Origin of the sequence: Haloarcula sp. JP-L23, from assembly GCF_011602445.1 — an archaeon.
Lineage (GTDB): Archaea > Halobacteriota > Halobacteria > Halobacteriales > Haloarculaceae > Haloarcula > Haloarcula pellucida.
In genome coordinates this window covers 1,447,419-1,473,093 of record NZ_CP050014.1, presented here as the reverse complement: position 1 = coordinate 1,473,093, position 25,675 = coordinate 1,447,419, and the positions used below count along the sequence as shown (strand labels likewise).

At 67.0% G+C, this 25,675-nt stretch carries 27 protein-coding genes; 11 read left to right on the top strand and 16 right to left on the bottom strand.

Going from position 1 to position 25,675, the window contains the following annotated elements:
- Window positions 1–7 precede the first annotated feature (7 nt).
- The 3 genes from trpA to trpC are packed head-to-tail and all read right to left on the bottom strand — an operon-like array spanning window position 8 to window position 2,984.
- Window positions 8–886 (bottom strand): tryptophan synthase subunit alpha, encoded by an 879-nt coding sequence (gene trpA, locus G9465_RS07470; protein WP_166968583.1) that lies wholly within the window; start codon window positions 884–886, stop codon window positions 8–10.
- Window positions 886–2,196 carry a tryptophan synthase subunit beta gene (gene trpB, locus G9465_RS07465; protein ID WP_166968581.1) on the bottom strand — a complete coding sequence of 437 codons (1,311 nt, stop codon included), beginning with the start codon at window positions 2,194–2,196 and terminating at the stop codon, window positions 886–888. The genes trpA and trpB overlap by 1 nt, the downstream gene beginning before the upstream one ends.
- Window positions 2,193–2,984: an indole-3-glycerol phosphate synthase gene (trpC, locus tag G9465_RS07460; RefSeq protein ID WP_166968579.1), complete on the bottom strand. Its 792-nt coding sequence runs from the start codon at window positions 2,982–2,984 to the stop codon at window positions 2,193–2,195. The genes trpB and trpC overlap by 4 nt, the downstream gene beginning before the upstream one ends.
- A 90-nt stretch (window positions 2,985–3,074) precedes the next feature.
- On the opposite strand from trpC, the gene G9465_RS07455 reads away from it, so the two are divergent.
- Together G9465_RS07455 and G9465_RS07450 are read left to right on the top strand one after the other, a co-directional pair.
- The gene (locus G9465_RS07455; RefSeq protein ID WP_166968577.1) at window positions 3,075–3,545 is read left to right on the top strand and encodes a methylated-DNA--[protein]-cysteine S-methyltransferase; all 471 of its coding nucleotides are present in this window, start codon (window positions 3,075–3,077) and stop codon (window positions 3,543–3,545) included.
- Between the two features lie 48 nt (window positions 3,546–3,593).
- Window positions 3,594–4,265 carry an HAD family hydrolase gene (locus G9465_RS07450; RefSeq protein WP_166968575.1) on the top strand — a complete coding sequence of 224 codons (672 nt, stop codon included), beginning with the start codon at window positions 3,594–3,596 and terminating at the stop codon, window positions 4,263–4,265.
- 7 nt (window positions 4,266–4,272) lie between these two features.
- On the opposite strand, the gene G9465_RS07445 is transcribed toward G9465_RS07450, so the two are convergent.
- Window positions 4,273–5,109 (bottom strand): CPBP family intramembrane glutamic endopeptidase, encoded by an 837-nt coding sequence (locus tag G9465_RS07445; RefSeq protein ID WP_166968573.1) that lies wholly within the window; start codon window positions 5,107–5,109, stop codon window positions 4,273–4,275.
- On the bottom strand, window positions 5,110–7,215 hold the full coding sequence (lonB, locus tag G9465_RS07440) for an ATP-dependent protease LonB (protein WP_166968571.1): 2,106 nt from the start codon (window positions 7,213–7,215) through the stop codon (window positions 5,110–5,112).
- A gap of 171 nt (window positions 7,216–7,386) precedes the next feature.
- Between lonB and G9465_RS07435 the strand changes: the two genes are divergently transcribed.
- From G9465_RS07435 to G9465_RS07425, 3 genes are all read left to right on the top strand, one after another.
- On the top strand, window positions 7,387–7,953 hold the full coding sequence (locus G9465_RS07435; RefSeq protein ID WP_166968569.1) for a nicotinamide-nucleotide adenylyltransferase: 567 nt from the start codon (window positions 7,387–7,389) through the stop codon (window positions 7,951–7,953).
- A complete protein-coding gene (locus tag G9465_RS07430) occupies window positions 7,950–8,708 on the top strand; it encodes an S-adenosyl-l-methionine hydroxide adenosyltransferase family protein (protein WP_166968567.1) in 759 nt (252 codons plus the stop codon). The genes G9465_RS07435 and G9465_RS07430 overlap by 4 nt, the downstream gene beginning before the upstream one ends.
- A gap of 83 nt (window positions 8,709–8,791) precedes the next feature.
- On the top strand, window positions 8,792–11,221 hold the full coding sequence (locus tag G9465_RS07425) for a DUF5059 domain-containing protein (protein WP_166968565.1): 2,430 nt from the start codon (window positions 8,792–8,794) through the stop codon (window positions 11,219–11,221).
- A gap of 140 nt (window positions 11,222–11,361) precedes the next feature.
- Here G9465_RS07425 and G9465_RS07420 read toward each other — a convergent pair whose 3' ends face one another.
- Window positions 11,362–11,517, bottom strand: coding sequence for a hypothetical protein (locus G9465_RS07420; RefSeq protein ID WP_166968563.1), 156 nt, complete (start codon window positions 11,515–11,517; stop codon window positions 11,362–11,364).
- A 234-nt stretch (window positions 11,518–11,751) separates the two neighbouring features.
- The gene (thsA, locus tag G9465_RS07415; RefSeq protein ID WP_166972952.1) at window positions 11,752–13,311 is read right to left on the bottom strand and encodes a thermosome subunit alpha; all 1,560 of its coding nucleotides are present in this window, start codon (window positions 13,309–13,311) and stop codon (window positions 11,752–11,754) included.
- Window positions 13,312–13,509: 198 nt separating this feature from the next.
- On the opposite strand from thsA, the gene G9465_RS07410 reads away from it, so the two are divergent.
- On the top strand, window positions 13,510–14,319 hold the full coding sequence (locus tag G9465_RS07410) for an amidohydrolase family protein (RefSeq protein ID WP_166968561.1): 810 nt from the start codon (window positions 13,510–13,512) through the stop codon (window positions 14,317–14,319).
- A gap of 4 nt (window positions 14,320–14,323) precedes the next feature.
- Here G9465_RS07410 and G9465_RS07405 read toward each other — a convergent pair whose 3' ends face one another.
- Window positions 14,324–15,226 carry a glycosyltransferase family 2 protein gene (locus G9465_RS07405; protein ID WP_166968559.1) on the bottom strand — a complete coding sequence of 301 codons (903 nt, stop codon included), beginning with the start codon at window positions 15,224–15,226 and terminating at the stop codon, window positions 14,324–14,326.
- A 155-nt stretch (window positions 15,227–15,381) separates the two neighbouring features.
- Window positions 15,382–16,086 (bottom strand): class I SAM-dependent methyltransferase, encoded by a 705-nt coding sequence (locus tag G9465_RS07400; protein WP_166968557.1) that lies wholly within the window; start codon window positions 16,084–16,086, stop codon window positions 15,382–15,384.
- A gap of 241 nt (window positions 16,087–16,327) precedes the next feature.
- Here G9465_RS07400 and G9465_RS07395 point away from each other — a divergent pair, with 241 nt between their 5' ends.
- Genes G9465_RS07395 through G9465_RS07385 form a run of 3 tightly spaced genes read left to right on the top strand, consistent with a single transcriptional unit; the run spans window position 16,328 to window position 18,198 of the window.
- A complete protein-coding gene (locus G9465_RS07395; protein ID WP_166968555.1) occupies window positions 16,328–16,600 on the top strand; it encodes a winged helix-turn-helix domain-containing protein in 273 nt (90 codons plus the stop codon).
- Between the two features lie 47 nt (window positions 16,601–16,647).
- Window positions 16,648–17,424 carry an MBL fold metallo-hydrolase gene (locus G9465_RS07390; RefSeq protein ID WP_166968553.1) on the top strand — a complete coding sequence of 259 codons (777 nt, stop codon included), beginning with the start codon at window positions 16,648–16,650 and terminating at the stop codon, window positions 17,422–17,424.
- Between the two features lie 33 nt (window positions 17,425–17,457).
- Window positions 17,458–18,198 (top strand): YkgJ family cysteine cluster protein, encoded by a 741-nt coding sequence (locus tag G9465_RS07385; RefSeq protein WP_166968551.1) that lies wholly within the window; start codon window positions 17,458–17,460, stop codon window positions 18,196–18,198.
- A 72-nt stretch (window positions 18,199–18,270) separates the two neighbouring features.
- Here the strand turns inward: G9465_RS07385 and G9465_RS07380 are convergent, their stop codons facing one another.
- Entirely contained in the window at window positions 18,271–18,675 is a 405-nt protein-coding gene (locus G9465_RS07380) for a TRAM domain-containing protein (protein ID WP_166968549.1), read from the bottom strand.
- Window positions 18,676–18,906: 231 nt separating this feature from the next.
- Between G9465_RS07380 and G9465_RS07375 the strand changes: the two genes are divergently transcribed.
- A complete protein-coding gene (locus G9465_RS07375; RefSeq protein WP_166968547.1) occupies window positions 18,907–19,149 on the top strand; it encodes a hypothetical protein in 243 nt (80 codons plus the stop codon).
- A 57-nt stretch (window positions 19,150–19,206) separates the two neighbouring features.
- On the opposite strand, the gene G9465_RS07370 is transcribed toward G9465_RS07375, so the two are convergent.
- From G9465_RS07370 to metG, 5 genes are all read right to left on the bottom strand, one after another.
- A complete protein-coding gene (locus G9465_RS07370) occupies window positions 19,207–19,812 on the bottom strand; it encodes a MarR family transcriptional regulator (RefSeq protein WP_166968545.1) in 606 nt (201 codons plus the stop codon).
- 44 nt (window positions 19,813–19,856) lie between these two features.
- The gene (locus G9465_RS07365) at window positions 19,857–21,023 is read right to left on the bottom strand and encodes an SPFH domain-containing protein (protein ID WP_166968543.1); all 1,167 of its coding nucleotides are present in this window, start codon (window positions 21,021–21,023) and stop codon (window positions 19,857–19,859) included.
- Between the two features lie 71 nt (window positions 21,024–21,094).
- Complete coding sequence (locus G9465_RS07360) at window positions 21,095–21,688, bottom strand: NfeD family protein (protein WP_166968542.1); 594 nt, start codon at window positions 21,686–21,688, stop codon at window positions 21,095–21,097.
- A 25-nt stretch (window positions 21,689–21,713) separates the two neighbouring features.
- Complete coding sequence (locus G9465_RS07355) at window positions 21,714–22,061, bottom strand: hypothetical protein (protein ID WP_166968541.1); 348 nt, start codon at window positions 22,059–22,061, stop codon at window positions 21,714–21,716.
- 47 nt (window positions 22,062–22,108) lie between these two features.
- Window positions 22,109–24,283, bottom strand: a complete 2,175-nt coding sequence (gene metG, locus G9465_RS07350) for a methionine--tRNA ligase (protein ID WP_166968540.1) — start codon at window positions 24,281–24,283, stop codon at window positions 22,109–22,111.
- Between the two features lie 155 nt (window positions 24,284–24,438).
- Here metG and G9465_RS07345 point away from each other — a divergent pair, with 155 nt between their 5' ends.
- On the top strand, window positions 24,439–25,023 hold the full coding sequence (locus G9465_RS07345; RefSeq protein WP_166968539.1) for an HVO_2922 family protein: 585 nt from the start codon (window positions 24,439–24,441) through the stop codon (window positions 25,021–25,023).
- A gap of 40 nt (window positions 25,024–25,063) precedes the next feature.
- Here the strand turns inward: G9465_RS07345 and G9465_RS07340 are convergent, their stop codons facing one another.
- Window positions 25,064–25,621: a YqaA family protein gene (locus tag G9465_RS07340; protein WP_166972950.1), complete on the bottom strand. Its 558-nt coding sequence runs from the start codon at window positions 25,619–25,621 to the stop codon at window positions 25,064–25,066.
- Between the last annotated feature and the right edge of the window lie 54 nt (window positions 25,622–25,675).

The following is a 25,675-nucleotide window of genomic DNA, read 5'->3' as shown; positions in this document are numbered from 1 at the left end:
AGAGCGATTATGTGCGTTCCGGTTGCGGCCGGTTCTGTGCCCCGCGAAGTGCGCCCTGCTTGAGTTCGCGGGCCAACTGTTCCAGTTCGTCGGCTATCTCCCCGGCCGGGTCGCCGTGCTCGTAGCCCTCGGCGACGATGTCGACGAGCGCGGACCCGACGATGACGCCGTCGGCGCCCGAGGCGACGATTTCCTCGGCGTGGTCGCCGGTCTTGATGCCGAACCCGACGGCTTTGGGCACGTCCCAGTCGGAGAGGCGGGCAAGCGAGTCCTCCGTGGCGTCGTCGACGTCGTCGCGCGCGCCGGTGACACCCAGTCGGGCCTGCACGTAGACGTAACCGGAGACCTGTTCCATCATCCGTTCCAGCCGTTCGCCCCGCGTCGTCGGCGCGACGATGAACACGAGGTCCAGTCCGAACTCGTCGCAGGCCTCGCGGAGCGGGCCGGCCTCCTCTGCGGGCAGGTCCGGGACGACGAACCCCTCGATGCCAACGTCGGCGGCCTTCTCGACGAAGGGTCGGGGGCCTTCCTGGCTCGCGGTGTCACCGCTCGCCGTTCCCGAGTCGCTCCGCGACTCACTGCCCCCGTACTGGTAGATGAGGTTGTAGTAGGTCATACACACCAGCGGCACGTCCACGTCGAGGTCTTCGACGAACTCGAAGAAGCGGTCGGGGGTCATCCCCGACTCCAGCGAGCGGACGATGGCGTCCTGAATCGTCTTCCCCTCGGCGATGGGTTCCGAGAACGGCAGGCCGAGTTCGATGACGTCGGCGCCGCCCTCGGCGAGCGCTTCGACGTACGCCAGCGAGTCCTCGTAGTTCGGGTCACCGGCGGCGAGGTACGGGACGAAGGCGGGTTCGTCCGCGAAGGCGCGTTCCAGCCCCATCAGATCCCACCTCCACCGACGCGGTTCAGGATAGACATGTCTGGCGCAATTGAGAGGTCACGTTTGCTCGTCTCCTCGATGACGGTTTCGAGGTCCTTGTCGCCGCGACCCGAGACGTTGACGACGACGGTATCGCCCAGTTCGTCGTGGTGCTCGTCTCGCGGCTCCGCCGCTCGACCGTCCGTGGCGGTCCCCGCCACGCGCTCTAGGTAGCCGAACGCGTGTGCGGTTTCGAGCGCCGGGATGACGCCCTCGTCCTGCGAGAGGCGGTGGAAGGCTTCGAGCGCCGCCTCGTCGTCGACGTTGACCGGCGTCACGCGGCCCTCGTCGACGAGGTGGGCCAGTTCCGGGCCGACGCCGGCGTAGTCCAGTCCCGCGGAGACGGAGTGGGACTCCATAATCTGGCCGTCCGAGTCCTGCAGGAGTTTCGTCCGCGCGCCGTGGAGGACGCCCTCGTCGCCCGTCGAGAGCGTCGCGGAGTTGGGCGCGACGCCCTTCGCTTCGTCGACGGTGAGCGAGGAGCCGCCGGCCTCGACGGCCACGAGGTCGACCGACGGATCGCCGACGAACTCGGCGAACGCGCCCATCGTGTTCGACCCGCCGCCGGCACAGGCGACGACCGAATCGGGGAGGCCGCCGGTCTCCTCGATGGCCTGTTCGCGGGCCTCCTCGGAGATGACCGCTTGAAAGTCCCGGACCATCTTCGGGAACGGGTGCGGGCCGACGATGCTGCCGATGACGTAGTGCGTGTTCTCGACGGTGGTCGCCCAGTCGCGCATCGTCTCCGAGATGGCTTCCTTGAGGGTTCCGCGCCCGACCGTGACGGGGTTGACCTCGGCGCCGTTGATGCGCATGCGGAAGACGTTGGGTCGCTGGCGGGCGATGTCCGTCTCGCCCATGTATATCTCACAGGGCATGTCCAGATGCGCGGCGGCCATCGCCGTCGCGGTGCCGTGCTGTCCGGCGCCCGTCTCGGCGATGATGCGCTCTTTGCCCATGTACTTCGCCAGCAGGACCTGCCCGAGCGCGTTGTTGAGTTTGTGCGCGCCGCCGTGGAGCAGGTCCTCCCGTTTGAGATAGACGTCCGTGTCGTAGCGGGCCGAGAGTTGCTCGGCGTACTGGAGCGGGGTCGGCCGACCGCCGAAGTCCGCCAGTCGCTCCCGGAACTCGTCCATGAATCCGTCTTCGTTCTCCAGTACGTACCGTCCGTAGGCGTCGGCTAACTCCTCGATAGCCGGCATCAGCGCCTCGGGGACGTACTGTCCGCCGTACTCGCCGAACTTGGGGTCGTGTGCGTCGTCAGTACTCATGTCTGTGTCTCCGCGTCTGTCAGTCGCCGCGTGTTCTCGGCCACGTCCGAATCGCCGCCGTGGTCCATGATGGCCGACCCGACGAGCAGTGCGTCGGCGCCGGCCGCGCGCATCTGCGCGACGTCTTCTGGTGTCCCTATGCCGCTTTCCGCAATGAGGGTGACGCTATCGGGGGCCGCCGTCGCCGCCCGTGGGAACGTCTCGAGGTCGACTTCCAACTTCGCCAGGTCGCGGTTGTTCACGCCGACGACGTCCGCCCCGGCGTCGACGGCCCGTTCGACCTCCTCAGCGGTGTGGGCCTCGACGAGCACCTGAAAGCCCCGTTCGCGGGCCGCCGAGAGGAGGTCTTCGAGGTCGTCCGTACCGTCCTCCTCCAGAAATCGAACGATGAGCAGGAGGACGTCGGCCTCGACGACGTCCAGTTGCTCCTCGTAGAGGACGAAGTCCTTCCGGAGGACGGGAACGTCGACGGCCTCGCGGACCCGTTCTAACGTCTTCGCGGACCCGCCGAAGTGGTCGGGTTCGGTCAACACCGAGAGCGCGGCCGCGCCGCCGGCGACCATCTGCTCGGCCAGTTCGACCGGGTCGTCGGTTCGCTCGCCGTCGGCGGTCGGACTCGTCGGCTTGACCTCCGCGATAATCGGGACGCGCCCGTCCGCCTCGGCCGCCGCGAAAGCGTCGGTGAGCGAGCGCGCGTCGACAGCGACTCGCTCGCCCCCACCGCCTCGCTCGCGTGCCGCCGCGAGTATCGACTCGACTTCCTGTGCCAGTCCCACGTCGGATTCCATTACTGAACATTAACGTACAGAAGTGTACATAAGTGTTGCCGTCGTCGGCCGGTGCCAATCTTGAAGACCCGACCGACCCTCGACTCGGCCATGGAGACTCCGACGAGTGATGCAGGCATCTACGCCCGAGAATCTGCATATCTCGACCGGTTCGTCCAGTTCGGCGAGGCGGGCGAACGAGTCATCTCGCTCTCGTTTCCGAAGACGCCCGAAGCGGACAGTCAGGACGACCACCCGCTGTTGGACCGCATCGAGGACTATCTCAACGGCGCCGAGGACGACTTCGCGGACGTGACCGTCGGCCTGACGGTTCCGACCGACCAGCGAACGGTGCTCGAAGCCGTGCGTGAGATTCCCTACGGCGAGGACGCCACCGTCGAGCAGATCGCCCGGATGACGCCCGGCCTGAGCGCCAGCGAGCAGGAGGACCTGACACAAGTTCGGGAGGCGCTGGCGGCGAATCCCGTTCCCCTCTTGATTCCCGACCACCGCGTGCGTGACGGCCCCAGCGCCGCCCCACCGCCGGTCGAGCAGAAGTTGCGGGCCGTCGAGGGGCGCTGACGCCGCGAATCGAAGTACTGTAGTCCGGCCCACGAGCAGCGTCGCCCGATGGCCGGTATCACGACCGTCCTTTTCGACCTCGACGAGACGCTGTGTGACCAGCGCCGCCATGGCCGGGCCGTTCTCTCCGAGGCCTTCTCGTGGTGCGGACTCGACCCGTTCTTCACCTGGGACGAGTACGTCGCGGCAGTCCACACTGTCGGCGGGACCGAGAGCGATGTCCGCCGGCGAGAGCAGTGTTTCGAGCGCCTGGCCGAAGCGGACGGCCGCGACCGGGCCGTGGGTCGCCGGCTGGCGTACGTCTACGAGGGGCTCCGGGATTACAGCGACGTGGCGTACATCAACGGCGCGGAAGACGCGCTTGACTCGCTCGCCGACGAGTACCGTCTGGGACTCGTGACCAACGGCGGACCGGACACGCAGTCGCCGAAGATAGACGCACTGGGCCTCCGAACGCTGATGGAGACGGTCGTGCTGGCGGGGTGGGAGACGCCGGCCAAGCCCGACCCGGAGCCGCTCGACGTCGCGATGGCCGACCTCGGAGTCGGCCCCGACGAGACCGTCTACGTCGGAAACTCGGCGCGAAGCGACGGCGCGGCGGCCGAGGCCGCCGGCGTGACGAGCGTGTTGGTGCCCGACGGAGCGCGGCCGGAGGAGTCCGCTGCCGACCACGTACTCGATTCGATTACGGCGCTACGGTCGGCGCCGTGGCGGGCCTGACGGTCACTCAGGAAACCGACAGCCGGTCGACGCCCAGCCCCTCGTGGACGACCAGTTCCAGCGCGTTCACGAGGTAGTGGGCGACGACGACCGCGAGCAGGCTGTCCGTGAGGACGAACAGCACCGCCAGCGCCGCTCCGAGGGCGCCCGTGACGACGATGCCCGCGCGTCCCTGTGCGCCGTGGCCGAGGGCGAACGCTACCGACGAGACGAGAACCATGGACCACGCGGGCGCACCCAGACCGGCGACGGGGACGCCGATGGCCGCCGCGCGGAAGAGGAGTTCCTCCACGACGGCTATCGTCGGTAAGATCAGTCCGAGCAGGACCACCCACCCGCCGAGCGAATCGGGCGCGAGCAGTTCCCGGAGCGACTCGTCGAACGCGATACCGAACCCGTCTGCGACCACCGCCGCGAGTTCGTTGCCGACCCAGAACCCGACGCCGGCGGCGACGCCGAGACCGAGCGCCGGCAGCCCCGTCGAAAGTGCGGCGTCCGTGACGCCGAACGCCGAGGGCGGTATTTGGAAGTAGAACGCCCCGCCCACGAGGAGCGCGCCGAACAGCCCCTGTGTGAGCGCGACGTTGGCAAGCAACGCGCCGGCCGAGACCTCGTCGGGTGAGAGTTGCGTTTCGAGATGGGCGCGTCGGCGTGCGACCTCCGGCGTCTCGAAGCGCGGAATCGTCGGGTCCCGCGGCCCGTCCGACTCGGTGCCGCCGAAGCCGTCGGTGCGGGCGGTTGCGCCGTCGTTACCGGGGAGCACACGCTGTGAGAGTCGCGCGAGTGAGAGAAGCGCGGTTAGAAGGAGTCCCGTCAGGCCGACGAAAGCGGCCCACTGGGGCATCTACTGCGGGCTGGGACTGCCGCTACCCTGTCGCCCGACATCGTGTTCGAGCGCCTTGCCCGTGATAGACTTGAGGCGGTCGACCAGCGAGTCCTTCTCGGGTTCGCCGGCGAGGGCGACCTCCAGCACTTCGGAGATGTGCGAGACCGGGACGATCTCGACCATGTCCTCGTACTCCTCTTCGATCATCACGTCCTGCGTGTTGGCCTCGGGGATGATGACCGTCTCCAGACCGGCCTTCGCGGCGGCCTCTATCTTGTGCGTGACGCCGCCGACCGGGAGGACGTCACCGCGTACGGAGAGGGACCCCGTCATGGCGATGTCCTGCTCGACCGGGACGTCCTCTAGCGCGGAGATGACCGCGGTGGCGACGGTGATGGAGGCGGAGTCGCCGTCGACGCCGCCTTCACCCGCCTGCACGAACTGGATGTGGACGTCCTTCTCGGAGATGTCCTCGTCGCTGAACTTCTTGATGATGGCCGAGACGTTCTGGACGGCCTCTTCGGCCATCTCCTGTAGTTGGCCGGTGGCGATGACCTGTCCGGGGCCCTGCGAGGGCGTCACTTCTGCCATCACGGGGAGGACGATGCCGCTGTCCTCGCCCATGACCGCGAGGCCGTTGACGCGGCCGACGACGTCGCCCTCGTTGACGGTGAGTTCGTAGTCCTTGCGGCGCTCGATGTAGTTGTCCGCGAGCTGTTGCTCGATGGACCGGGAGCGACGCTTGGCCTGCAACACGTCCTCGCGCGTGGTGAAGTCCTTGTCCTCGGCGCGGGCGATGTCGCCGGCGACGCGGACGAGGCCACCGAGGTCACGGAACTTCAGGGTGAGATGGCCCTTCCGGCCCGCGCGGCGGCGGGCTTCGAGGATGATCTCTTGGACAGCCTCCTCGGTGAAGTGGGGCAGGCGGCCGTCGTTCTCGACTTCCTGTGCGACGAACCGGGTGTACTTCCGGCGCATCTCCGGGTCGTCCTCGATGGTGTCGTCCATGTACACCTCGTAGCCGTACCCCTTGATTCGGGAGCGCAGCGCGGGGTGCATGTTCTCCATCGCGTCGAGGTTCCCCGCGGCGATCATGATGAAGTCACACGGGACCGGTTCGGTCTGGACCATCGCACCGGAGGAGCGCTCGGACTGGCCGGTGATGCCGAACTCGCCCTCCTGGATGGCCGTCATCAGCTTCTGCTGGCTGCGGATGTCCAGCGTGTTTATCTCGTCGACGAACAGCACGCCCTTGTTGGCCTTGTGGATGGCGCCGGGTTCGACGCGGTCGTGGCTCGGCGTCTCCATCCCGCCGGACTGGAACGGGTCGTGCCGGACGTCGCCCAGCAGCGCGCCGGCGTGGGCGCCGGTCGCGTCCTCGAACGGGGCGGTCTTCTGGCTGGCGTTGTTGACCAGCAGGTTCGGAATCATGGCGTCGCTGCCGCGGGAACCGTAGCGGAAGGCGAGATAGATGACCCCGGCCGCGAGGATGCCCAGCAACAACTGCTGGACGATGATCAGCGAGTAGCCCATCACGATGGCGATGATGATCCACATCAGGAAGGTCCGCATCTGGTTGCGCTTGCGGGCCTCCTCTTTGTGGGCCTCGACTATCTGTTCGCCCTTGCCGCCGGGCACGGTGCGGACTTTCGGCTCGTTGCCGTCGTCTGGATTGTGGTAGACGAGCACGTCCTGCAGTTCTTCGCGCGGGAGTAACTGGCTCATTGCCTTCGCGAGCATCGATTTGCCCGTCCCGGGCGAGCCGATCATCATCACGTGGCGGCGCTGCTTTGCCGCTTTCTTGATGACGTCGCGTGCGTGGTCCTGCCCGATGACCTGGTCTACGAGACGCTCTGGCACCTCTATCTCCGCGGTCGAGTCGATATCGAGACCGCCGAGTAGGTTCTCCTCGTCGTCCTGGAGGCCGGATTCTCCCTCCACCTCGACGTCGCTGCCGAGAGTCGTATCCGACGTTGCTCCGTCCCCGTTCGTGGGCTCGTCGACCGATGGCTCGGACGGCTGCTCGTCGGTCGTCTCGTGACCGTCGGCCGTCGTGGCCTCGTCGGCGTCCTCGCTCTCCCGGTCGGGGTCGGGAGCCGCGTCAGTGTCGGTGTTGTCGCTCATACAAACGTTGCTAACACTCGGTTGGAAGGACTGTCGACTGATATACTTTCTCCCCGCGACTGACCTTGCCACACCCCCATAACCGCCAGAAGGCGGCGGGGTAAGCGGTTCCGAACCCGTGGCCAGTGGACCGTCGTCGGGTTTATCAAACCACCCACCACACACTCGGGTATGCGAGGGTTCTACATCGGTCGCTTCCAGCCGTACCACGACGGCCACCACGCGATGGTCGGTCGCATCGCCGACGAGGTGGACGAACTCGTCTTGGGCATCGGCAGCGCCGACGACTCACACACGACCCACGACCCGTTCACGGCCGGCGAGCGCATCATGATGATAACGAAGGCGGTGAAAGACTTCGATCTCACCACCTACGTCGTCCCGTTGGAGGACATCAACCGCAACGCCGTCTGGGTGAGCCACGTCGAGAGCATGTGCCCGGACTTCGACGTGGCGTACTCGAACAACCCGCTGGTGGTTCGCCTGTTCGAGGAAAGCGGCATCGAGGTGCGCCAGTCGCCCATGTTCGACCGGGACCGATTGGAGGGTTCGGAGATACGCGAGCGGATGATAGCCGACGAGTCGTGGCGGGACCGCGTCCCCGACCCCGTCGTCGACACCATCGAGGAGATAAACGGCATCAAACGGCTCCAGCACGTCTCCGACTCGGACTCGCTGGACCGCTATACAGCCGAGGACGAGGCCGTCGACGAACCGGCCATCGGCGACGAGGGATGATCACGCTCAGTTCCGACTTCGGGTCGCCCTACCCGGCGGCGATGAAGGGCGTCATCTGCCGGGAGAGCGACGCCCGAATCGAAGACATCGCACACGACTTTCCCCGGCAGAACGTTCGGACGGCGGCGTTCTGGCTGACGCAGACGCTCCCGTACTTCCCGCCGGCCGTCCACTGCGTGGTAGTCGACCCCGGCGTCGGCACGGACCGGGACGCTATCGTCGTCCGCGCGGGCGGGCACGCGCTCGTGGGTCCGGACAACGGCGTCCTCATCCCGGTGGCCCGCGAACTGGCCGACGAGGAGTTCGAGGCGTTCACGTGGGCCTACGACGACCCGCCGAGCACGACGTTCCACGGCCGTGACGTGTTCGCACCCGCGGCGGCACGGGTCCACGACGCCGGTGTCGACGCACTCGAAACGCTCGAGGAGACCACGCCGACGAACGAGTATGTGGACCTGCAGTTCCCCGACCCTGCCGTCTCGGACGGCGGCGCGACGGGCGAGGTGCTGGTCGTCGACGACTTCGGGAACGCCATCACGAACGTCCCGGGCGCGGTCCTCGAAGCGCAGTTCGGCGGGACCGTCACCGTCGACGGCGCGTCCGTCCCGGTGAGGCGAGCCTACGCCGCCGTCGAGGCCGGTACCCGTCTCGTCACGGTCGGAAGCCACGGGAACGTCGAACTCGCGGTCAACCGCGGCCGGGGCGACGACGCCTTCGGTGTGGGGGTCGGCGAGAGCGTCGAACTCGTCTGGTGAGGCGAACTCGTTCGGTCTGTCATGGTTTAGGCTAGCCGAAAAACCGACGACTTCAAGTGTTTTAGGCCGGCCTAATCAGTCGTATGCCGGAACGACGAGACCTGTTGAAGACTGTAGGGGTGGCAGTGAGCGGTCTGCTCGCCGGGTGTCCCGGAACGAACTCGACGCCGAAACAGCGATCGACGGACGACAAGGAGAGTGGGGGCGGTCAGCAGGCCGCCGTCGGTCCGACGACCGCCGTCGCGGCGGAGTGGAACGTCTACCGGTCGCGCCTGTTCGACGCCGTGGCGCTCGGCCGCGCCGGTTTCCCCGGTGCCGGCGCCAGCGTCGCACAGTCGGTGTTCGCCCGGTTCGAGGGAGCCAACGGCGAGTACGGCGCGCACGAACGTCTCGAATCGACTTCCGAATCGGCCTACGGCGGCTTCGAGGACCGACTCGGCGCTGTCCAGTCGGCGCTCGCTGAGGGCGACGTCGAGGGCGCGACCGACGCCGCAAGCGACGCCGCCGACAGCCTCCAGACGGCCCAGCAGGCCACGGCCAGCCAGGGGGGTGCTCGCGCACTCGACATCCTGTGGCTCGGGTCGCGCGCGGCGAACGCCGAACTCGCCGCCCGCGTCGGCGCCTTCGGGGCGGCCAGCAGTATCGCCGAGTCGACGATGGTCGCCTTCGAGGACGGACTGGTCTACGGGGCACTCGAATCGAGCGACAGCGAGGCCTACGAGGCCTTCGAGGGCGCACTCGACGGCATCGGTGCGGCCGCAGGTAGCGAGGACGCCGGTGGAGTCACGGAGCAGGCCCGCGCTGCGCTCGACGCCGCGGTACAGGGCGCGTACTCGCTCGCGCCCGACGAGCGAATCGCCCACGCTGGGCATCTCGCGGCGATGCAAGCCCGCGGCTGGGACGCGGCGGCGCTTACGGCCGCCGGCGGGCCGGGCACGGACTACGCCCACGCGGCGACGCTCAACACCTACCGCGCCCGCGTGTACGACGCGGCGTGGCTGGCCCGCCGCGGCGAGACGGACACTGCCGCGACGATGGCCGAAGACGTCTTCGCACACTTCGAGGGCGCGGCCGCCCACGACGCCTTCGAGGCGGCCGACGGCGAGGCCTACGAAGGGTTCGAGTCGGCGCTCTCCGACCTCACTACGGCCATCGAGAACGGGGACTCGGAGAGCATCGAGCGCGCCGTCGAGACGGTGGACTCGAACCTCGTGACCGGCGTCGAGGCGCTCGCCGGCGAGTCTGCCCCCGTGCTCCAGTCGGGCTTCTTCAAGGCTCGCTTCGCGGACGCGCGCGAACTGTATCGACAGGACGAGAACGCGCAGGCCGCGGCCGTCGCCGAGGCCCTGTTCGCCCGGTTCGAGAACGACGAACTCGGCTTCCACGAGACGCTCGAAGGCGCGAGCGAAGACCTCTATCACGCCTTCGAGGAGGAGCATCTCGCCGGCCTCCAGACCGCCTACGAGGAAGGGGACGACGACGCCGTTGCGACCCACCACGAGGGCGTCCGCTCGGCGCTCCTGTCCTTCGAGGAGACCACCAGTCCCGCGCTCGCAAGCGGGTCCGGCGCGACGTACATGCAAGCGCTCGCATTCGACGCCGCCACCGTCGACGCGCTCGGGGCCGACAGTCGGGCCGCCGACCTCGGTCGGCAGGCACTCTCCTTCTTCGAATCGGGCGCCGCCGGCTACCACGAAGCCCTCGAAGACGCCGACGAGGCGCTGTACGGCCGCTTCGAGGACGAGGCGCTGGCCGGCGTCGTCTCCGCCGCGGAGAACGACGGCGACGTGTACGCGGCCGCGAAGACGTTCTACGCGGCCGCGCTGGACTCCGTCTCGACAATCGTCGCCGCCAGCGGCGGGAGCGACACCGGCGCACCGGCCGTAGCGAGCGACGTGTTCGCCACGTTCGAGGAAGCGGCGGTCCACGACGCACTGGAGAGCGCTGACGCAGAGGCGTACGAGAGCTTCGAGGCGGCTCTGAGCGGCTACGTCGAGGGGCTGAACGCGGGCGAGGCGGACCCCGCGGCGTTCGCAGCCGCGACGCGGGCCGCGCAGTTCGCCGTCGTCGGCGCGAGCGACGTCGCACCCAGCGGTGCCGCTGGCGGCACGAGCGAGGGTGAATCCAAGACCGAGACGTCGCTCTCCGGCGGCCCGAACGTCGTCGAGGGCGTCCCCGAGGACGCCGACCACGTGGTCGACATGACGGCCGTCGCCTACGACCCCGAGAACCTGACCGTCAGCGTCGGCGACAAAGTGGCGTGGACGCACGTCGGCGGGGAGCCCCACTCCGTCACGGCCTACGAAGAGGAACTGCCCGACGGTGCGACCTACTGGGCTTCCGGTGGCTTCGAGAGCGAATCAGCCGCCCGCGAGGGCTGGGAGAACGGCGAGGGGGCCGTCCAGTCCGGCCAGAGCTACGTCCACACCTTCGAGACGGTCGGCGAACACGGCTACGTCTGCATCCCCCACGAGGCCGCCGGGATGGAGGGGACCATCGTCGTCGAGGAGTGAGCGACCGCGTGTCGGTGTGCCGGACGACCGATACGTTTTAGTGTTTTAGGCCCGCCTAAACAAACACATGGTGAACCTGCCGGCACGGTGGCAGTCGAACACGCGCCGTCCGAGCGACGAGAGGGTCGCCACCTGCCAGCCTACGGTCCCAGACCGAGCGATGGGAGGTGTTCGCTGAACTCACCGGAGTACCCCGTTCCGATCCTCGCGGCGACGGCTACCGTGGGCACGGTTCGTCGGTCCGACCGGACCGGCGGCGTCGCCGCACCACGAGTTCCGACTCGTGTCTGTCCCATTTTCATTCGCTGTCCCAGCGATTTCGGGCGTCGACTCGACGCCCGGTACTCATTCCACGACTGCCTCGACGGTCAGTTCTTCGAGCAACACGTGACTGCAAAAAATCGGCCGGTCAGTCGTCACGGACGACCGCGTTACGGCCATCGGGTCGACTCGAAGTCTCGTCGACGTAGGCCCCCCGGGTGTCTAACTCGCGGCGATGCCGCTCGTGATCGAGGTCGCGAGCGACCTCGTTAGCTCGACGAGATGACGTCGTCGATGCGGACGATCATCGTCGCCGCTTCGGTCGCGGAGTCGATGGCCTCGCGCTTGACCGCCGCGGGGTCGAGGATGCCGTACTCGACGGGGTCGCCGATGACGCCCGTCTGGCCCTCGCTGATGACGCCGGCGATACCCTCGCTCTCGTGTTCCGAACGGAGGTCGACGAGCGCGTCGATGGCGTCGAGACCCGTGTTCTCCGCGAGCGTGCGGGGGAGGACGTCGACGGCGTCGGCGAACGCTTCGACGGCGAGCTGTTTGCGGCCCTCGATGGACGCCGCCGTCGAACGGATGTGGTCCGCGATGGCGATTTCCGTGGCGCCGGCGCCGGGGACGACGCCACCGGCGTCGAGCGCGGCGACGACGACGTCGAGCGCGTCGTTGAGCGCGCGCTCGATCTCGTCGACGACGTGGTCGGTCGAACCGCGGGCGAAGACGGTCACCGACTCGGCGGCCGCCCCGCCCTGGATGAAGGTGACTTCCTCGTCACCGTGCTTCTGGACGCTGATACTGTCGGCGTGGCCCAGTGCGTCCTCGTCGAGTGCGTCGACGGAGCCGAGGCGCTTGGCACCGGTCGTCTCGACGACGTCTTTCGCGGTCGAGGAGCTGACGCTCTCGATGGCGAGGACGCCGGCCTTCGCGAGCTGGGAGGCGACGCGGTCCGCGATGTCGTCCGTGACGAACACGACGTCGGCACCGGAGTCGACGACGGCCTGCGCGTAGCCGCGGAGTTCCTCCTCCTCGGCGTCGAGCGCGGCGTTGAGCTGGTCGACGTTGGTGACGTTGTACTCGGCGTCGACGTTGCTCTCGCGGACGTCGAGTTCGGCGTCGATGACGGCGACGCTCGCGTCTTCGACCGAGGTGGGCATGTTGTCGTGGACAGGGGTGTCGTCGATGATGACGCCCTCGACTAGTTCCGTCGCGGACGTGGCCGCACCCGTCTGGGTGTGGACCTCGATGCTGTCGCGGACGACGCCGTTGTCGGTCTTGGCGTGGCGGACGGCCTCGACGACGACTTCGGCGAGGCGGTGGGCGTCGACGTCGCCGGTGCCCTTCCCGGTCATCGAGGACTCGGCGACTTCGACGAGCGTGTCGTCGTCGAGGTCGACGTCGAGCACTTCCTCGTCGATGGCTTCCTGCGCCAGTTGGGAGGCCTCGTGGTACCCCTCGACGATGGTCGTCGGGTGGACGTCGTCGTCGAGCAGGTCCTCGGCCTTCGCGAGCAGTTCGCCGGCCAGTACGGACGCCGTCGTCGTGCCGTCGCCGACCTCGTCCTCTTGGGTCTCGGCGACTTCGACGATCATCTGTGCGGCCGGGTGCTCGATGTCCATCTCCGAGAGGATGGTGGCGCCGTCGTTCGTGATGACGACGTCGCCGCTGTCGGAGACGAGCATCTTGTCCATGCCGCGGGGGCCGAGCGTGGTGCGTACGGATTCGCTGACGGCCTTCCCGGCGGAGATGTTCGACGACTGTGCGTCCTTGCCGTGTGTGCGCTGGGCGTCCTCGTCGAGAATGAAGAGGGGCTGGCCGCCCATGCGTCGCTGGCCAGATGACATAGCTGTGTAACCTCACCTAAATCATCGTAAGCGGTTCTATATAAAACTTTTGAAGGTGCGCCCCATCGAGACCGCACGCGACCCGCAGACGAGGCACCGATACACCCGTCTTCTCGGCGCCTGTTGGCCGCGAACGGCCCGATGATTTAATACGAGGTTCCGCACACAGTGGGGTAGATGCTGGAGTTGGAACACGGGTTCCGGGTCGTCGACGTCCATACGCGGGTGGAGCCGGACGAACAGCGTCGGCCCCGTCCCGGACTGGGCGACCCCGAACAGCTCGAACGAGAGATGCATCAGGCGGGGGTGGTCCGGAGCGTCGTCCACCCGGACGCCCGTGAGGAGGGGTATCTGAAAGCGAACAACGCCGTCGCTCGCATGACCGTCGAGCGGCCACTGATCGCGTTCGCCAGAGTGAACGGTGCCAGAGACGCCGGCAGCGGACCCGGCTCGGCCCTACGGAACCTCACCAGCAGTCGGGGAGAAGACCACACCTCCCCGGAGGACGTCGAACAGTACGCCTACGACGACCGCTTTGCCGGGTTCAAACTCCACCCGCCGAAAGACGGGGTTCCCGACGAGGACGTACTCGCGCGACTGGCCGACGTCTCCCTGCCCGTCCTCGTCCACGGGGGCGAAGCCTTCCCACCGAGCGCCGTGGCGAGCGAGTTACTCGAGTACGATTTCCCGGTCATCCTATCACACTTCGGTGCCCACCCGCTCCGACGAGACCTGATGGACGAAACCATCGACCTGCTTAGTCGATACGACGACCTCTATCTGGACACGAGCGTCGTCCGCTACCGGGACCCGCTCGAACGAGCCATCATGGAACACCCCGACCGAGTCCTGTTCGGAAGCGGCGCGCCGAACGCGCACCCGAACGTCGCGGTGATGGAGATCCTCACACTCGACGTGCCCGAGGACGCGATGAAGAAGGTGTTCTCGAACAACCCGGGTCGCGTCGTCGAGGAACTCGCGCCCTGACCGATCACCGCCGATCGTAGACCGTGACCGCTCGGTCCGCACGGATGGACCGTCCGTTGGGGTTTCTGGCGTCGCTCCGGTCTCGGTACCGCGCGACCAGTCCGTCTTTGCTCCCCAGTCCGAGCCCTCGAAGTACGTCTCGGCCGGTGCCGAGCCACTTCGACGGGGGCGTCTCGCCGCGAGCGACGTCTTTCAGCGCCTCGGCGGCGTCGATGCCGGCGTGACTGAGAATCCGGCGTGCGACCGTCGGGCGGACCCCGTAGTTCTTCAGCAGGCGGTAGGCCAGCGAGCGGTACTTCCAGTTCCAGTCCGTCTCGCGGATGCCGCCGTCGGCCTCGAACTCACGGCTGACGCACATCTCGGCGTCCCAGCCGACGGTGGAGCCACGCGCGGCCAACCTGTGGGCCACGTCGCGTGACCCGCCAATCTGTAGGTACTCGTCGAAGCCATCGAGCGCGTCGATGGCCGCTCGGCGGAACGCGACGTTACCGGGGTTGAAGTACGTCACGTCCCGGCCGGCGATGGTCCGCGTCTCCTTCGACTCGGTCGTCATCCCCGCGACGAGTTGCTCGTGGGTCGGGCCGGTGACCGCCGCGCTCGAATCGACGCCCGACCGAACCGCCTCGGCCCACCCCGGCTCGACGGAGAGTCCCTGACTCACGATAGCGACAGCGTCGCCCGTCGCCCGGTCCAGTCCCGCGTTCCGCGCGACGTTGACCGAGCGGTCCGCCACCTCGACCAGCACGTCGACGTCGTCCCTGTCACGGACCATCCCCGTCGTCCCGTCGGCGGACGGGCCGTTGACCACGATGGTCTCGGCGTCAGGCACCTCCTCGGCGAGTGCGTCCAGACTCCCGGCCAGCTCCTCACGGCCGTTCAGCGTCGGGACCACCACCGATAGCTCCATACGTCTCGATACCGCTCTGGAAGCGCTTAAAAGTCGCGGGCCGGAGCGCCCGTCTCGCGTAAAATACGGTGTCGAACGGCTGTTCGTGGGTAACTGCGTCGTACTCGACAAGTCAGAACCGCGTGCGACCCTGAGAGTGCAAGTCGAGAGCGTGATTAGACGTGGGTGTTCCAGTAGGACACCGAGGCCAGTTTGTCGCCGAGTGGCGTCCCACCGATGGCAGTGTCGATAGAGCGGAACGAGGCGGCCAGTTCGTTCGGTATCTTGCGGTAGAACCCGTAGGGAAGCACCCAGTCGTGAGACTCCTCGGTGAGTTCCAGTCCCGCGCCGTCCAACAAGCGGTCTATCTCCCACCGGGAGTAGAGCCGCGACCCCATCGGGAGCGCCCAGTTGTACAGCGACCGCGTCGAGAAGCGGTTGAACGTGTCGAAAAACACCTGTTCTTTGGCGACCCGGCGCATCTCGGCCAGAAACGCCGCAGGCGTATCCGCGAGGTGGAAAAAGCGCATCGCCAGCACCGTATCGAAGTAGTCGTCGGGGAACGGGAGGCGGGCGGCGTCGCCGCGCATGAACTCGACGTGGTCGGCGACGTCGGCGGCCCTGGCTTTCTGGCGGCCCTGCTGAAGCATCGGCCCGGAGATGTCGAGGCCGGTGATGTCGGCCCCGCGTTCGGCCAACATCACGGTAAACCGGCCGGTGCCACAGGCGACTTCGAGAACCTTCTTGTCGTCGACGGGACCGATGGCGTCGAGCACCGCCCGTTTCTCTCGGCGGTCGATGAGACGGCCACCACGAGAGAACCGTTTGGCCTCGTACTCTTCGGCCACGGTGTCGGCCTGGTACCACTCCTGCCCTTTCACGCTACAATCGTCGCCGCCGGGGGGATAAAACGATACTGGAATCGGAGTTCAGTGTGGCCGTCATCGCCTGCGAGGTGGCAGTCACGGGCACCGAACTGTGTGCGCAGCCATCACTGCACCGACAGGACGGACCGGATGACGGCGCGTCTGTATAAGGCCTCATTATACACATTTCACAATCCGTATTGTTTGGTCACACATATAGCCAAGTTTTACCAGTGTAGTTGGACCAGCGTTCAGTATGAGCACGACTGCCACCGAGGACGTAACTGCTTCCCCGTTCAGCGAAGACGAGTTCCGCGAGCGCCTGCGCGAACTCCCACCCAGCGCGAAACTCGTCGCGAAAGTACTCGAAGACGACGCACCGCTCTCGCAGGGCCAACTCGCGGAGTCGTCGCTCCTACCAGACCGGACAGTCCGGTACGCCCTGAACCGGCTAGAAGAGTCCGAACTCGTCGGCTCTCGGTACAGCTTCACCGACGCCCGAAAGCAGGTCTACTTCCTCACCGCGTAACCGCCGACCCGCCGGAGTTTTCCTCGCGCGCGGTCACGCACTACCAGATGACGTGGACACGGCTCGACGTTCCAGTAGCGACGCGCGCCCCGACAGGCCAGACGGCCGCGTACCTCGGTGCCGGGCCGGACGCGCTGCTCGTCGACCCCGCCGGCCGGACCGATGCACTGAGCGACGCCGTCAGCGACGCCTCGGTCGGCCACGTCGCGGTCACGCACCACCACCCCGACCACGTGGGCGGGGTCGCCCACTACGCCCGCGAGACGGGGGCGACCGTCTGGGCGCGTCGCGGGCGCAAAGCGGCGTTCGAGGCTGCGACCGGTGTCGCTCCGGACCGAACCTTCGTCGAAGGGACGACGATACCGGCCGGCGACGGCGTCGACGTCGTGGACCTGCCGGGCCACGCGCCGGAACACGTCGGGTTCGCTACCCGATCGGGCGTCGTCAGTGGCGACGTCGCCGTCGCCGAGGGGAGCGTCGTCGTCGGCGCACCCGAAGGGGACGTTCGGGCGTATCTGACCTCGCTCCGCCGCCTCCACGCCCGGAATCCGGTCCGGTTGTTCCCCGGGCACGGACCCACCATCACGGACCCGCGACGGGCCTGCGCGCGACTGCTCCGCCACCGTCTGGACCGCGAACGTCGCATCCGGGCGGCCGTCGAGGCCGGTGTGACGACTGTAGACGACGTACTCGACCGCGCCTACGAGAAGGACCTGACCGGCGTCCGTGACCTCGCCCGGGCCACCGTCGTCGCCCATCTGGAGAAGTTGGCCGTCGAAGGTACGGTACGCTGGGACGGCCAGCGGGCACGGCCGGCCGACTGACGCCTTTTTGGGCGTCGACACCAACGGGTAACCATGGAGTCTCTCGAATCCGAACTCGAACGCGCCCGTGACCTCGACGTCGCGGCGCTCGCCGACGCCATCGAGACTATCGGGTTCGAGTGTACGCGCTGTGGGGCCTGCTGTAAGGCCGGCGAGACGGCCTGTGGCGACGGCGGCAGCGACACGGCCGGGGAACCCGGACCACACACGGCGACCGTGTTCCCCGACGAGATACGACAGTTGCAGTCGGCGGGGGACTACGACTTCCGGGATATCGCCCGGCCGATGCCCTACGGCATCGAGGAGTCACCCGACGGGCCGCAAGGCGAGACGTTCGAGTGGGCGCTCCAGACCGACGACTGCGGCGACTGTACGTTCTACGCCGAGGACGACGACGGCGTGGGCGCGTGCACGGTCCACGAGGACCGACCGCTCATCTGCCGGACCTACCCGTTTAGCGTCGCGCTGGGTGGGACGAGCCAGCCGATGGGCGAGGCCGTCGACAGCGTTGCGCTGGAAGGCCAACGGGAAGCCGGTGAAACCGACGACGAAGAAGGGATGGTTCGAGCGCACGAATGTGAGGGGTTGGGGCGTGACATCTCGCGGGCGGACGCGGAGGAACTGGCCGCTGCGCTGAAAGAGCGGGCCATCAGAGAACTCGAAGAAGCCGTCGGCGTCCGCGACAACTACGAACCCACGGACGTGGACGGCGTTGTAGTCCACGACTCGGAAGGGCAGAAACGACCCGACGGGACGCCGCTCGACGACGCCTGAGGCCCCACGACGCCCGAAAGAGAGAGACGACGCAGTCGCTGTGGGTCGGCGGTCACGGAAGGAAGCCGTGACCTACACGTCCTCGTCGAGAATCTCGCCGACTGCGAAGTTCGATTTGACTTCGGTCACCTCTATCTTTACGCGCTCGCCGATGTCGGCGCCCGGGACGATGATGACGTAGCCGCGTTCGACGCGAGCGATGCCGTCGCCCTGCTTGCCGATGTCCTCGATTTCGACGTAGCGGGTCTCGCCCGGTTCGACCGGCGGCTGTGGCTGGTCCGGCGGCGTCTCCGTCTCGGTACTCTCGGCAGTCTCGTCGCTCTCGGCGTCCGCGGAGATAAGTGCGACTCGGTACGTGCCACCGGCGTCGACGGCCCCCGTCTCGACTTCGCGGCGTGGCACTTCGACGACGTACCGGTCGCCGTCGTCGCTGACCTCAGCACTGAACAGACACAGGAGTTCGTCGGAGATTTCCAATGTAATAGACCTCCGTTCGGCATACTGACCGCCCACTATTAAAGAACTGCCGGACAGACGGAAGTGTGTGGCTCCGTCCGCGTGTTTCCCCGACGTACCAACCGGGACGGTATCGACACTACAGCCGTCACCGTCGGCCGGACTGCAGCGCAAAAACCGCAAGACGGCGAGGCGTTAACCGACTGTACCAAACCCACTAAGGGTGCACCTACCGAACGAACGAGTGTAGCAATGAGCGCGACTGCACAGGCGGCCGACACCCCGCTCTCGGAGAAACAGCGTCGTATCCTGGAGTACCTCCAATCGAACGCCGACGAACAGACGTACTTCAAGTCCCGCCTCATCGGTGACGAACTGGAGCTCTCGGCGAAGGAAGTCGGGACGAACATGACGGCGATTGCCAGCGGCGACTACGACATCGACGTCGAGAAGTGGGGGTACTCCTCCTCGACGACGTGGATGGTCGAGGCCTGATTCCTGCCGGTTGCACCACCGTTTCTCGCCTCGCGTTCTCGGACTCGCGAGCGACCGCTACGGGTCGTAGCGGAACAGCGAGTCGGCCTCACTCGCCAGTTCGGCCGCGTCGCCGCCAAAGGAGTCCGCGTACCGAACGAGCAGTGTCAGAATCGTCTCCGGTTCGGTGATGGCGTACCCGTCCTCGCGTGAGAGGAGGCCCGCCGATTCGAGGTCGGCAGCGTAGTTGCTGATGGTCGGACGGGAGACGTCCAGCGCCGACGCCAGTTCGGAGGCGGTCACCGTCGGGTCCCGGAGCAATGTGACGAGCATCCCGCGGGGCGTCGCCCGCCGAAGGTAGCCCAGCGTCGTCTGCTCGAACTCGGTGAACTGGTCCGCCGGGAAGTACCGGCGGTAGTCGCCGTCCTTCTGCGAGGCGACGACGCCGTCGTTTTCGAGGCGGTGGAGGTGGTGTTGGGTCTCGCCCGTCCCCAGTTGCAGGTCGTCGCGAAGTTTCGAGAAGTGGGTGCCGGGGTGAGCGGAGACGTAGCCAGCGATGGCATCCGGCGCGTCGCTGTCGCTCCCGTCGTCGGTAAAGCGGACGAAGGGGCTGGCGGCACCGAGGGCGGCGAAACGGCGGAGCGTCGCACGCTTGTCCTCGTCGACGCCGCCGTCCCGTGTCATAGTGGAGCAGAAGTGATTCTGCTACAAAACGTCTTCGGCTACGCTTATTCGTCGTCGCCCGTGGTGTCGTCGGGGCCACCGGCGATGTCCGTCTTCTCGCCGTCGATCTCCGCGTCCATCTGCTCGATTACCTCGTCGGCGCTGTCGAGGCCGGCGTCCTCGCCGTGTTTTATCTTCTGGGCTTCCTGCTCCATGGCCTCGACGTCGACTTCGGCCTCCTGGTCTATCTGGCCGAGAATCTCCTCGATGTCGTCGAGTCCCAGCATCTCGCGGGTCTCCTCGTCGAAGTCCAGCGCGTCGAGGACGTGACCGTCCTCCTTGACGTCAGAGCCCGAGAGGTGCTTGCCGTAGCGGCCAACCAGCGACGTGAGTTCCTGCGGGAGCACGAACGTCGTCGACTCGGATTTGCCCATCTCGCCGAGCGTCTCCATCCCCTTGTCGATGACGGCGCGTTCGCCCATCGACTCGGCGGACTTCGCGCGCAGCACCGTCGAGATAGCGTCACCTTGTGCTTCCAGAATCTGGCTCTGTTTCTCACCTTGCGCGCGGATGATGTTGGACTGCTTGTCACCCTCCGCCGTCTCGATGGCGGAGCGGCGTTCACCCTGCGCTTCCAGAATCATAGCACGGCGTTTCCGCTCGGCGGAAGTCTGTTGCTCCATGGCCTGCTGGACGTCCTTCGAGGGGTTGACCTCGCGGACCTCCACGCTCTCGACCCGGACACCCCACTCGTCGGTGGGTTCGTCCAGTTCCTTCCGGATGCGGGCGTTGATCTCCTGTCGCTTGTTCAGCGTGTCGTCTAGTTCCATGTCGCCCAGCACGGCGCGGAGCGTGGTCTGGGCGAGGTTCGAGACAGCGCGCTCGTAGTTGTCGACTTCGAGGAACGCCTTCTTCGGGTCCATCACCTTGATGTAGACGACGGCGTCGGCGGTCACCGGCGAGTTGTCGCGGGTGATTGCCTCCTGTCGCGGCACGTCGAGCGTCTGGGTCCGCATGTCGAATCGGGTGACGTCCGAGACGAAGGGATAGATGAAGTGAATCCCCTGATCGAGGATGCCACGGTACGTCCCGAGGACGGTGTAAGCACCTTTCTGATACGGGCGGATGATGACGACGCTGGAGTACACCAGCGCGATGGCCAAGAGGAGGAAGATCACCGTGACGAAGCCGATGATCCCACCAATCTGTAGCGGCACTATCGCGGGGAACATAACGATTGAGACTCCGGGACGCTGAAAGAAAAGCCTTCGGTGCGTCTGTCACATACTGACTGTTCGCACGGTCACGCCCGCTCGGATTCGGTGTCTCGCTCCGCCTCGCTCGCCCGGTCACGTTCCAGCGCTCTGTCGATGTCGTCGTCGGTCGCGTTCACCGCCTCGACGGTGATGACGTTCCCGCCGCCGGGGTCGACGACCATCACCTCGGTGCCGACCTCGATGACGCCGTCGACGCTTCGGGCCTGATAGTAGGGGTTGAAGCCGCCGTCCTCCAGTTTCACCTCGCCGGAACTCTTCGTGACTCGTTCGGTGACGGTGCCAAATTGGCCCTGCAGCGAACTCGAACTCAGGGTTTGGCCGCGGTCGCCGCCGGCGAAGTCCAGTTGCCGGTACCCCCAGAGGGTCGCCGCCGTCGTCGCGAGGACGACGACCGCGAGGATGATGGGCGCGAGGATGCCGAGACTCGCCGGGATGAACAGGCCGACGAGACCGGCAGTCAACAGCGCGATACCGAGGACGAAAAAGTGCGTCCCCGGTGCGAGCGCCTCCGCGACGACCAGTCCGGCCCCGGCGAGAAACAGCAACAGCGAGAGCGACATACTGAACAGTGGGTCGACCTGGGCGGGGGCGAGAGAGAGCGAGACCAGGGGAACTACCATACGCTATCGTAGGGCGGGCGCAGGATTAAGTGTCGGGGTCGCTCCGAGCGAAGAGCGCGTAACAGACGGCCGAACCGACCGCGACGACGGCGGTAATCGTCGCGAGCGTCGTCGGCGCGTAGACGGCCGACCCGACGACCATCTGTCCGAGGACGAGCGTCGAGAGGTACACCCCGAGTGCGACGAACAAGACGTTCTCCAGCGACGGCGATCCGGGCGTCACCTCGGCGTCCGGCGCGAGTGCGCCCGCGACGGAGCCCTCTGTCTCGCCCTCGACGTCGATGACGTCGGCCTCCGTCGCGAACTCGTACTCCTCGACGAAGCCGTCGTCCGATTCGGCGACCCGGTCGTCGTCAGACCCGTCAGCAGCCATGTGCGACTGTCTACGGGCGACAGCTACAAAAAGGGACGGAGAGCGCGTTACTGAACGCGCGTGCCGAGCGGCGCGTCCTCGTGGGTGGTCAGCAGGTCGGCCTCCTCGCCCGCGGCGAGCACCATCCCGTTGGATTCGATGCCGAACAGTTCCGCTTGCTCCATGTTCGCGAGCAGGATGACCCGGGTGCCCGGCAACTCCTCGACGTCGTGGAGCTTGGCGAGGCCGGCGACGACCTGTCGAACCTCGTGGCCGATGTCGACCTCGAGTTTGAGGAGTTTGTCCGCACCGTCGACCGGTTCGGCGGCGACGATTTCGCCGACGCGCATGTCGACCCCCTCGAAGTCCTCGAAGCCGATGCGCTCTTCGACGAGCGGTTCGAGGTCGGCGGCCGCAGCCTCGTCGTCCTCGCCCGCGTCGTCCGCGTCGCGTTCGTCGTCCTCGCTGGCTTCCTCGATGCGGGCCTGCAGTTCTTCGTTCAACTCCTCGATGTGGTCGTCCTCGACCTGTTCGAACAGTTCGTCGGGGGCGTCGAACTCGGCCGGCGGGGCCTCCAGCGCGGTGTCGAGCGAGACGTCCGCGACGGACCCCTCCTCGCCCAACTGCCCCCAGAGGCGTTCGGCCTTGCCCGGCAGGACCGGTTGCATGACGACGGCGACGGCCTTCGTCAACTGCACGCAGTCGCGGATGACCTGCTGTGCACGGTCGGGGTCGTCGTCCACGAGGTTCCACGGTTCGTTGCGCTGGATGTACTCGTTGCCGTAGTTCGAGAGGTCGATGGCGACGTCGGCGAGCGTCCGGACGTCGTAGTCGCGCACGGCGGCCGCGAAGTCGTCCAGCGCGTCCTCGATGCGGTCCCGCACGTCGTCGCTGACGCTGGCGTCGGGCGTGCCGTCGTAGTTGCGCTCGGCGAACAGCAGCGAGCGGTAGATGAAGTTGCCGACGTTCCCGACGAGTTCGCCGTTGACCCGCTCCTGGAAGCGGTCCCACGAGAAGTCCACGTCGGTCTCTAAGCCCGCGCCGGTGGCGATGTAGTAGCGGAACAGGTCGGGGTGGAAGCCGGCGTCTAAGTACTCGTCGGCCCACACCGCGCGGTTCCGGGACGTCGAGAGCGCGTTGCCGTCGATGCCGACGAACCCGGTTGCGAGGATGGTCCGTGGCTCGTTGTAGCCGGCGCCGCGAAGCATGGCGGGCCAGAAGACGGCGTGGTGCTGGATGATGTCGCGACCGATGACGTGGATTATCTCGCCGCTGTCCTCGCTCCACTCGTCGTTCCACTGGGTGCCGTGCTCGGTCTCGCCGTCGACCTTCCAGACCTGCTCCCAGTCGTACGCCTCTTTGCCGACGCGCTCGGAGTACTGTTTCGTGGAGGCGACGTACTCGATGGGGGCGTCGACCCAGACGTAGAGGACGAGGTCTTCGCTCTCGTCGGCGGTTTCACCGCCTCCGTCTCGTTGCTCCTCCGGAGCAACGCTATCCCCGGGGTAGTCGATACCCCAGTCCATGTCCCGCGTGATACAGAGGTCCTGCAGTTCGCCCTCGATCCACTCGCGGGGCTGGTTCTGCGCGTTGTCCGTGCCCTCGATGCGGTCGAGGAAGCCCTGTAAGTACTCCTGGAAGTCCGCCAGACGGAGGAACTTGTGTTCGCGGGTGCGGTACTCGGCGGGGTTGCCGGTGATGGTGCTGACCGGGTCCTCGATTTCGCCGGGTTCGAGGTGGCGTTGACACCCCTCGTCACACTCGTCGCCGCGGGCCTGTTCGCCACAGTACGGACAGGTGCCCTCGACGAAGCGGTCGGGGAGCGGTTGGTCCTCCTCGGTGTCCCACGCGACCTGAATCTCCTTCTCGTGGACGTGGCCGTTGTCTATCCACGAGCGGACGAACTCCTGAGTGAGTTCGGTGTTGGTCTCGTCGTCCGTGTGGCCGTAGTTGTCGAATTCGACGTTGAACTGGGGGAACGTCTCGGCGTACGTCTCGTGATACTGCAGGGCGAATTCGCGGGGTTCGACGCCCTCCTCGGCGGCGTTGACGGCGACGGGCGTGCCGTGCATATCCGACCCGCAGACGAAGGCAGTCTGCTGACCGAGACGTCGCAGGGCGCGCGAGAGCGCGTCCCCGTCGACGTAGGTCCGCAGGTGACCGACGTGCAGGTCGCCATTCGCGTACGGCAGCCCACAGGTCACCACCGCTGGCTGGTCCGTCGGGAACTCGTCGTGGCTCATACCTGTCGTGTACCGCCCGCGGGTCAAAAGGGGGTTGGTTTCCGGCGGCCGCGACGCGCCCGAGCGGCCGTTTCCGGGGCCAGTGGCGGAGCCACCGGTACCGGTCGCTCCTGCCGGGGTGTCTCTTTACCACAGTCGCGGTCGTAGAGGACATCATGACACGTGACAGTTACGAGTTCGAGACGACGGCGACCCGGGCGGAGGCGGCAGCAGTACTGACCGACGTCGCGGACGGTATCCTGGCGGGCAGCGTCCTGCTGGGCGACGGACCGGACGCGGTTACCGTCGAACCGCCGGCGGAGCTAGACGTCGAGGTAGAGTTCGAGACCGACGACGACGGCGTGAGTCTCGAGGTCGAGTTGGAGTGGCCGCAGTCGGCCGACGGGGCCGTCGTCGCTCCGGCGACGTCCCCGGAGTCGGACGACGTGACGCCCGAGGACCCCGAACCGGCGCAGGGTGAGAGCGCCGCCGAGGAGGAGCGGGACCCCGGCGCGGACGGGCCGGCCGAGACGACGGACAGCACGCCGGTGGGTGCCGCCGACGGCACCCAGTCGCTGGCGCGGTTCGAGCTGTTCCGGGACCGCAACGACGAGTGGCGGTGGCGGCTCCGGCACCGAAACGGGAACGTCGTCGCCACCAGCGGCGAGGGATACACCCGCAAGCACAACGCCCGGAAGGGGCTCAGGAGTGTCATCCAGAACGCACCGGGGGCCGAGGTCACGGAGGAGTCGACCGAGTAGCGGGGGCGACGCCGACCACCGGGCGCGACTGGCGACCGGCTCACAACAGTGCCAGCGTCCCGCCGGCCAGCCCCAGCGTGACGAGCAGGCGGCCGGCGCTGCCGGCGAACGTCGCCGCACCGAAGCGGAGGTAATCCTCCTCTAACACCGTGAAGGCGTAGATAGAGAGCGTATCGGGGAAAAACGGCACACACAGTGCCAGCGCGAGGCCGACGTAGCCGTAGCGCTTTGCGAGTTTGATGGTGTTCTTCTCCGACCACGCGATGATGTCGAACCGCGAGCGCTGAATCCACCGGACGAGCGGCCCGTACTCCTTGGCCTCCTGCCCGATGTGGAAGGCAAAGAGGCTCCCGACGGCCTTGCCGAACGCGCTGACGACGATGATGGCCGCGAGGTTCCCCGTCGTCGAGAACCCGAGTCGGAGCGTCTCGGCCGGGACGAGGACCACCTCGCTCGGGAGTGGGAGCACGAAGGCGATGAGGAACGAGTAGACGGCGATGATGGCGAGCCCCGTCGGGCCGGTCGCGGTGCAGACGGCCTCCTCTAGCGGAGAGAGGGCAGAGCTTGTCGAACACTCGCCGACTAACGCAATCAACATCGGAAGCGGGGCTACCGAATCCACACTCGCCGGTTATCTATACGGGGTCCTAAA

Excerpts from the sequence above, each read along its gene's own strand:
- G9465_RS07345 (WP_166968539.1), top strand. The coding sequence starts at position 24,439 with ATGACACGTGACAGTTACGAGTTCGAGACGACGGCGACCCGGGCGGAG.
- G9465_RS07425 (WP_166968565.1), top strand. The coding sequence starts at position 8,792 with ATGCCGGAACGACGAGACCTGTTGAAGACTGTAGGGGTGGCAGTGAGC.
- metG (WP_166968540.1), bottom strand. The coding sequence starts at position 24,283 with ATGAGCCACGACGAGTTCCCGACGGACCAGCCAGCGGTGGTGACCTGT.
- G9465_RS07365 (WP_166968543.1), bottom strand. The coding sequence starts at position 21,023 with ATGTTCCCCGCGATAGTGCCGCTACAGATTGGTGGGATCATCGGCTTC.
- G9465_RS07430 (WP_166968567.1), top strand. The coding sequence starts at position 7,950 with ATGATCACGCTCAGTTCCGACTTCGGGTCGCCCTACCCGGCGGCGATG.
- lonB (WP_166968571.1), bottom strand. The coding sequence starts at position 7,215 with ATGAGCGACAACACCGACACTGACGCGGCTCCCGACCCCGACCGGGAG.
- trpA (WP_166968583.1), bottom strand. The coding sequence starts at position 886 with ATGGGGCTGGAACGCGCCTTCGCGGACGAACCCGCCTTCGTCCCGTAC.
- G9465_RS07340 (WP_166972950.1), bottom strand. The coding sequence starts at position 25,621 with ATGTTGATTGCGTTAGTCGGCGAGTGTTCGACAAGCTCTGCCCTCTCT.
- G9465_RS07405 (WP_166968559.1), bottom strand. The coding sequence starts at position 15,226 with ATGGAGCTATCGGTGGTGGTCCCGACGCTGAACGGCCGTGAGGAGCTG.
- G9465_RS07420 (WP_166968563.1), bottom strand. The coding sequence starts at position 11,517 with ATGGGACAGACACGAGTCGGAACTCGTGGTGCGGCGACGCCGCCGGTC.
- thsA (WP_166972952.1), bottom strand. The coding sequence starts at position 13,311 with ATGGGCGGCCAGCCCCTCTTCATTCTCGACGAGGACGCCCAGCGCACA.
- G9465_RS07370 (WP_166968545.1), bottom strand. The coding sequence starts at position 19,812 with ATGACACGGGACGGCGGCGTCGACGAGGACAAGCGTGCGACGCTCCGC.
- G9465_RS07360 (WP_166968542.1), bottom strand. The coding sequence starts at position 21,688 with ATGGTAGTTCCCCTGGTCTCGCTCTCTCTCGCCCCCGCCCAGGTCGAC.
- G9465_RS07450 (WP_166968575.1), top strand. The coding sequence starts at position 3,594 with ATGGCCGGTATCACGACCGTCCTTTTCGACCTCGACGAGACGCTGTGT.
- G9465_RS07390 (WP_166968553.1), top strand. The coding sequence starts at position 16,648 with ATGACGTGGACACGGCTCGACGTTCCAGTAGCGACGCGCGCCCCGACA.
- G9465_RS07410 (WP_166968561.1), top strand. The coding sequence starts at position 13,510 with ATGCTGGAGTTGGAACACGGGTTCCGGGTCGTCGACGTCCATACGCGG.
- trpB (WP_166968581.1), bottom strand. The coding sequence starts at position 2,196 with ATGAGTACTGACGACGCACACGACCCCAAGTTCGGCGAGTACGGCGGA.
- G9465_RS07355 (WP_166968541.1), bottom strand. The coding sequence starts at position 22,061 with ATGGCTGCTGACGGGTCTGACGACGACCGGGTCGCCGAATCGGACGAC.
- G9465_RS07455 (WP_166968577.1), top strand. The coding sequence starts at position 3,075 with ATGGAGACTCCGACGAGTGATGCAGGCATCTACGCCCGAGAATCTGCA.
- G9465_RS07385 (WP_166968551.1), top strand. The coding sequence starts at position 17,458 with ATGGAGTCTCTCGAATCCGAACTCGAACGCGCCCGTGACCTCGACGTC.
- trpC (WP_166968579.1), bottom strand. The coding sequence starts at position 2,984 with ATGGAATCCGACGTGGGACTGGCACAGGAAGTCGAGTCGATACTCGCG.
- G9465_RS07445 (WP_166968573.1), bottom strand. The coding sequence starts at position 5,109 with ATGCCCCAGTGGGCCGCTTTCGTCGGCCTGACGGGACTCCTTCTAACC.
- G9465_RS07395 (WP_166968555.1), top strand. The coding sequence starts at position 16,328 with ATGAGCACGACTGCCACCGAGGACGTAACTGCTTCCCCGTTCAGCGAA.
- G9465_RS07435 (WP_166968569.1), top strand. The coding sequence starts at position 7,387 with ATGCGAGGGTTCTACATCGGTCGCTTCCAGCCGTACCACGACGGCCAC.
- G9465_RS07375 (WP_166968547.1), top strand. The coding sequence starts at position 18,907 with ATGAGCGCGACTGCACAGGCGGCCGACACCCCGCTCTCGGAGAAACAG.